The sequence below is a fragment of the uncultured Lamprocystis sp. genome (genome assembly GCF_903933125.1).
Lineage (GTDB): Bacteria > Pseudomonadota > Gammaproteobacteria > Chromatiales > Chromatiaceae > Thiodictyon.
In genome coordinates, this window is record NZ_CAIZIZ010000496.1 from 1 (window position 1) to 6,588 (window position 6,588).

Annotated in this window: 4 protein-coding genes and 2 pseudogenes; 3 read left to right on the forward strand and 3 right to left on the reverse strand. The window is 65.6% G+C overall.

All coding sequences use genetic code 11. The features are described from left to right. The 3 genes and pseudogenes from QZY03_RS27090 to epmB all read right to left on the reverse strand — a co-directional run. Positions 1-324, reverse strand: a pseudogene (locus tag QZY03_RS27090) (hypothetical protein); the annotation flags it as partial. A 280-nt stretch (positions 325-604) separates the two neighbouring features. Continuing rightward, a complete protein-coding gene (locus QZY03_RS27095) occupies positions 605-2,677 on the reverse strand; it encodes an EAL domain-containing protein (RefSeq protein WP_295586637.1) in 2,073 nt (690 codons plus the stop codon). Between the two features lie 39 nt (positions 2,678-2,716). Further along, on the reverse strand, positions 2,717-3,757 hold the full coding sequence (gene epmB / locus QZY03_RS27100) for an EF-P beta-lysylation protein EpmB (protein ID WP_295586638.1): 1,041 nt from the start codon (positions 3,755-3,757) through the stop codon (positions 2,717-2,719). A 70-nt stretch (positions 3,758-3,827) separates the two neighbouring features. On the opposite strand from epmB, the gene efp reads away from it, so the two are divergent. The 3 genes and pseudogenes from efp to QZY03_RS27115 all read left to right on the forward strand — a co-directional run. Then, a complete protein-coding gene (gene efp / locus QZY03_RS27105) occupies positions 3,828-4,397 on the forward strand; it encodes an elongation factor P (protein ID WP_295586640.1) in 570 nt (189 codons plus the stop codon). After that, entirely contained in the window at positions 4,394-5,371 is a 978-nt protein-coding gene (epmA, locus tag QZY03_RS27110; protein WP_295586642.1) for an EF-P lysine aminoacylase EpmA, read from the forward strand. The genes efp and epmA overlap by 4 nt, the downstream gene beginning before the upstream one ends. Before the next feature lie 482 nt (positions 5,372-5,853). Continuing rightward, positions 5,854-6,588, forward strand: a pseudogene (locus QZY03_RS27115) (hypothetical protein); the annotation flags it as partial.

Here is a 6,588-nt window from a genome sequence, read left to right on the forward strand (position 1 = left end):
CGCAGCGGCCGGTTGAGTTGCGGCTTTCGCGGGCGCCGCAGCGGCCGGTTGAGTTGCGGCTTTCGCGGGCGCCGCAGCGGCCGGTTGAGTTGCGGCTTTCGCGGGCGCCGTAGCGGCCGGTTGAGTTGCGGTTTTCGGGGGCGCCGCGGACTTGGCGGCGGCCACCGCCGCCGCGGCCTTGGTCAACGTGGGTGCCGGGGTAGCCGCGGGCGGCGCCGCCGCGGTCCCGGTGGTCTTTTTCGCGACCGACTTCTTGACCACCGGGGTGGCCGCGGGCGTTTGCGTGGTGGGTGCGGCCGGCTTGGCCGCAGTCTTCTTGGTCACGATTTTTTCGTTTGCCATGTCACTCGCTCGCCTCGTAGATAATGCTTGGCGTCACCGCCGAACAGGGGTCGATCGCGTACCCGACTGGGCCGCATCGGTAGGGGCCGACTCGCATCGCTGTTGTCAGGTAGATAGAATACACGTGTTTGCAGCGACTTGACCAATGTCCTGTCGTTTTAGTCGGGTCACTCCGGTCCTGAATCCGGTTGCGGAACGCGAGTGATACGGCCGGCCGAGCGCTTTGTGGCGGTTGAACGCGCTGCTGGCAAACGGCGCTTTTTCAAGTCGCCATCTCCAGGTTGGTGGAGGGCCGTTGCAGAAAATTCCCCTGCACATAATCCACCCCCGCGGTCCAGAGGATGGTGAGTGCGCGGGCGTCCTCGACTCCGGTGACCACACTCTTGACATTGAATTCACGCGCCAGATTCGCCAAGGCTAGCAAGCGCTGCTGCTTGTCCTTATCGTTGGCAAGATCCTGGGTGAACTCGGGACGCAACAAAATGAAATCCAGGGAAAGTCCCTGGAGCAGCATCTGCGGGTGGTCGGTCCCGCCGAAGCGATTGACCGCGATCCGGCATTTGATTTTCTTAAGGCTTTCGACAAGTCGACTCAGACTCCCCAGGTTGCCGTCCACCAGTTCCTCCTGGATGACGAAGGTCAGCCAGTTCCCGCGGACGTCGAATTGCTGCAGACAGTCACAAATCCAGATGACGACGCTTGGATCGCGGAATGTGTCTTCGGCCAGATTAATGAAAAAATTGAAATTCTGGCCGGCCTGACGGTGTTCGCGCATGGTCTTGACGGCGTTGCGGATGGCCCATTTGTCGATCCGCTCGATCAATCCGCTGCGAATCGCCGGAACGATGAAGTCCTTGGCCTCGAGCAGGTTCCCCGATTCATCGATCAGGCGCACCAGGACGGTGTAGTTCTCCTGGTTGTCGCCCATCAGACTGACAATCGGTTGGTAGACGAGGATGAATCGATCGTTGTCCAGGGCGGACTCGATCTTGCCGGTCAAGGGGTCTTCGCCTTCGATCGCTGGTTGTTTGTCGCGGGCGGCCAGGGAGGTGGGCGCCTGCATCCCGATGCGGGCGATCAGCGCGGTGCCGCCAAGGCAGGCGCGATAGGCATCGTCAAGCACCTCCTTGGGGTCGGAACATGATCCGGAAACGACGACATAGCCCACGTCGCAATCGGCCTCGATGCGCGCTTGGGCGGTCTGGGCCTCGGGTAGTCGCACCTCGGCACGGATGCGTTCAGCCAGGGTTGCCGCCGAGGTCTCGTCAAGCTCCAGAACCAGGAGCCCGTAACCGTCGTCGCTGACCCGTGCCAGCACGCCGAGTTCACCACACACCAGGGCAAGCGGCGCGGCAATGGAGCCGATCACTGCCAGTCCCTGGGTGAGACCGCAGGTGCGAAGCAGGTCGGCGGCACCGCGCAGGCGGATATAGAAGAGTGTGAAGGGTGTCGCGGGCCGACCCTCGTGACCGAGGGCAGTCGCGATGGCCGCGATCAGCGTGGCGGCTCCCGTGATCTCGTGCAGTTGGTCGGTGCTGTCCGTGGCAAGAACGGTCGAACGGTCGGCGGTGCGGACGATCAGACGTAAACAGGGCTCGCCGTCGCGCTCGGCCGGCGCGGCGAACAGGGTTCCGCGGAAGCTGCTGGTGTCGGCCCGCACGCAACTGGTCGGAATTTCGGCTAAACCTTGAGCCTCAGGGGTGGTGCGCATCCGCAGGAATTCGCGCACCGCCGGGCGTTGGTCGGTCGCGATCAGGTCCAGGAAGGCGGCGGACTGCAGATCGTCGACCGTGGGGAAGCGAAACAGGCTCAGATAGGCGGGGTTAGCATGCACGTGCATCCCGTCCTGGATGAAGGCGACCGCTTCGCCGGTGGTTTCCACCAGTTCACGGGCGCGCGACTCGCATTGCTGGAGTCGGTGCGTCAGGCGTCTGACCTGGCGGCGCACGCGCAGATCGGCCAGTTCGCGGCCCACGACGAGTTGCAGGTGTTCAACGTCCTCGCGGTCGGTGACGTCGCGCGCTCCGGCGCGCAAGGCCTTGATCACGGACTCTTGATCGCCATGGTGGTCGGCGATGACAATCAGCGGAACATCGGCCGCCAACTCCCGGTGGCGGGTCAGCACGGCGTCGAGATCCACGCTGGGGTCGTAGCTGCAACAGATGATCAGATCGCAAGCCCGGCGCTCGACCAGTTCATCGATGCGGTCCGCGGTGGCGGTATACATCCCGCGCACGGGCAGTCCGCCGTTGCGCAGGGACGTGATCAGGCGTTCCGCCTCGTTGGGCTGGGATGTCATGACCAGCAGGATGACGGCTTGGGCTTGCGCGGGCATGCTTCTCAATAAGGTCCGGCGATAGGGTCTGCGTAGCGATTATCGGCGTACGGAGTCGGTTAGGGAACTACGGAATGCAACCGGTACTTTGCAGGGCGCGCCCGCGACCTCACGGACCAGACGTGGCACCAGATATCCCGGCAGTCGCGCCCTTAGACGTTCCATCAGGGCGCCGGCATCGCGGTCGGTCACCTCGAAATGGGCGGCCCCGTGCACCAAGTCCAATTGGTGAAGATAATAAGGCAAGACAGCGCAGTCGAAGAGCCCTTCGCTCAGCGCGCTGAGCGCGTCCGCGGTGTCGTTCACCCCACGCAGTAAGACGCTCTGGTTCAGCAGCGTGACACCGCCCGCGCGCAGTCTCCGCAAGGCCGCCCGTGCCCCGGCGCCGAGTTCGTCGGCATGGTTGACGTGAACGACCAGCACTGGCGTGAGGCGCAGTCCGCCCAGGAGGGCGCACAATTGCTCCGTCACGCGGGCCGGCAGCACGGTCGGTAGCCGGGTGTGCAGCCGCAGTCGCCGCAGTTGGGGGATTGCGGCGAGCCGGGCGAAGAGTGCCGCCAGGGCATCGTCACTCAGCAGCAAGGGATCACCCCCGCTCAGAATGACCTCCGACAGGCTGTTATCGGTTTGGATCCGGTCGATTGCCGCCGCGATGCGGGCGCGGTGGGGGCCTAACTCCGCATAGGGAAAATGGCGGCGAAAACAGTAGCGACAATGGACGGCACAAGCGCCGTGGGCGATCAGCAGGGCGCGCCCCGCGTATTTGCGCAGGAGTCCTGGGGCGCAGACTGCCGGTCGATCGCCGACCGGGTCCTGGCTGAAGCCGGGGCACCTGAGGTGTTCGTCACGCAGCGGCAGCACCTGCCGCAGCAGCGGGTCGCAAGGGTCGCCCGGCATCATCAAAGCGGCGAACCCGCGCGGCACCAGCAGACGGAAGGGTTCGGGATCCGGGTCGAGGTTTGGGATCTGATCGGCATGCAGGTCCAGGAACGCGAGCAGGTCAGGTACCCGCGTGAAGGCCTGGGCGAGCTCAGTCTGCCAGTCCTGGCTATGACATTGCGCGATGCTTCGCGTTACCATTGGCGGTTTGGCGTTCAGCGTCAATTCCAGCTTCCGTTAGAGCTTCAAACACATAGGCACCGGGTACGACATGGCGAGCTACAGCACCAGTGAATTCAAGAGCGGACTCAAGATCATGCTGGACGGGGATCCGTACAACATCGTCGAGAACGAGTTCGTCAAACCCGGCAAAGGTCAGGCGTTCAGCCGCGTGCGCGTGCGCAACCTCAAAACCGGGCGCACCGTGGAAAAGACCTTCAAGTCGGGCGACACCGTCGAGGCGGCCGACGTGCATGATACCGACATGCAGTATCTGTACAACGACGGCGAGCAGTGGCATTTCATGGATCCGGCCAGTTTCGAGCAGATGACCGCCGATGCCACCATCGTGGGCGACACGGCCAAGTGGATCAAAGATAACGATATCTGCAATGTGACTCTCTGGAATGGCCTGCCGTTGGCCGTGGAGCCGCCGAACTTTGTGGTGCTGAAGATTATCGAGACCGACCCCGGACTCAAGGGCGACACCTCGGGCGGTGGCGGCAAGCCCGCCACCCTGGAGACCGGCGCCGTGGTGCGGGTGCCGCTGTTCGTCCAGGGCGGGGAGCTGATCCGGGTGGATACCCGCACCGGCGAATACGTCTCGCGCGCCAAGGAGTGATCCCGCACTGGCGACCCAGCGCGGCGCCGGCGGCCCTGCGCGCGCGCGCCGTCATGCTCGCCGCGCTGCGCGACTTTTTCGCCCGCGCCGGGGTCTTGGAGGTCGAGACACCAATCGCCTCCCGGTGTGCCGGGTCCGATCCGGCCTTGGAGAGCCTGGTCACCCGCTGGCACTGGGGCAGTGACGCCGCGGGCCAGCCGCTCTATCTGCACACGTCCCCCGAGTTTCCCATGAAGCGGCTGGTGGCCGCCGGCGTGGGACCCATCTATCAAATCTGCAAAGTGTTCCGTGATGGCGAGCGGGGCCGGCTCCACCACCCGGAATTCAGTCTGCTGGAGTGGTACCGGCCGGGCTGGGACTATCAGCGCCTGATGGACGAGGTGGCCGCGGTGGTGCGGGTCGTACTCGGGCGTCCGGACCTGCCGGCCGAACGCGTCACCTATCGCGGGTTGTTTCGCGAACAGTTGGGGATCGATCCCTGGACGGTCGGCTGCGCGGCACTGCGAACGCGCGCGGGGGCGCTGGCCATCCCGGATGCCGAGTCTCTGGACCTCGACCGGGACGGTTGGCTCGACCTGCTGCTGACTCAGTGTCTGCAAGGGCAGTTGGGCCGCGGTTGCCTGACCTTTCTGTGTGACTATCCGCCCAGCCAGGCGGCGCTGGCCCGGCTGCGGCAGGACGCGGTGGAGGTGGCGGAGCGCTTCGAGCTGTATTTCGAAGGGGTGGAACTCGCGAACGGCTTTCAGGAGTTGACCGACGCCGCGGCGCAGCGTGCGCGGTTGCAGTTAGACCTTGAAACGCGCTGCCACCAGGGGCGCGCGACCCCGCCCATCGACACCGCCTTCCTCGCCGCCCTGGCCGCGGGGATGCCGGAGACCTCCGGAGTGGCCGTGGGCCTGGATCGGCTGTTGATGGCGGTTCTGAAGGTCCGGCACATCGACGAGGTGCTGGCCTTTCCGGTCGAGCGGGCCTGATCCGCGTCAGGGTCGGTGGAAAGCCATCGTGTCGGCTGCCGGCGGACAACCGGTTGAAAATTCCCGCCGTACGGTCATTGACGAGTGACCAACGGGGGTTTTCTCGCGGTGCTTGGGACGCTACAGTGCACCTTTGAAAACTGTGATCCGCATCACCGTTGTCTCTGGAAATGCCCCGGCGTCGGCAGCCATCGGTGACACCTTGTAGGGGCGACTGTAGGGGCGACTTCAGTCGCCCCCTCCACATCGCTAGCCCCGTTCCCGGACATCACCGAAGGCACCAAGAACACCAAGCAGGACAGCCGTGATCGGTCCGCGCAGCGGCCCCCGTAGGGTCCGCTGCGCGGACCGCCGACCTCGCAGAAACTGATGCTGCCGTGTTGATGACCAAAGCCGCCGTGACAACGCCTGGCAGCCCTTCGTGTCTTTGTGCGAGCAATTGCCGGATTTCCGTTCACCCATCTCATCCAAGGAGCCTCGGTATGTTCAAGATCCCGCCCCGACTGCGCCTGATCCCCGCCCTGCTGGCGCTCGGCAGCAGCCTGCTGGCCGCCGCCGCACCCGATCCCATCGCGCCCACCGGCGGGGCGGGCGTCTCCGCCCTCGCGATGCCGCTGATCCAACCAGCCACACCGTCGGCCAGCGCGGCGCCCGCCCCAGCCGCCCCAGCCCAGGCGCGGATTCAGACCGACTACGGCAAGTTGCCCTACACCTTCGAGGCCAACGGCGGCCAGGTCGATGCCGCGGTGAAGTTCCTCGCCCGCGGTCCCGGCTATAGCCTGTTTCTGACGCCCGGCGAGGCGGTGCTTTCACTGCACACCAAGCAGCCGCAGCCAACGTCGCGGCCCCGGCCCGGCGCTCGTCCGGAGCCGGTGCCCGCGCCGGCCGCCGTGCCGGAACCGACAGCGGCGGCGACTCCGCCGGCGGTGCTGCGCCTGAGCTTGGTCGGTGCCAATCCCGCGCCGGTCATCCGCGGTGAGGCGGCCCTGCCGGGCAAGGTCAACTACCTGCGCGGCAAGGACCCCGCGGCCTGGCGCACCGGCCTGTCCACCTATGCCAAGGTCCGCTATGAAGGCGTCTATCCCGGTGTCGACCTGGTCTATTACGGCACCCAGGGCCAACTGGAGTATGACCTGGTGCTGGCCCCGGGGGCGGACCCCAAGGTCATCCGGCTGGCCTTCGCGGGGGCGGATCAGATGACGCTGGATGACACCGGC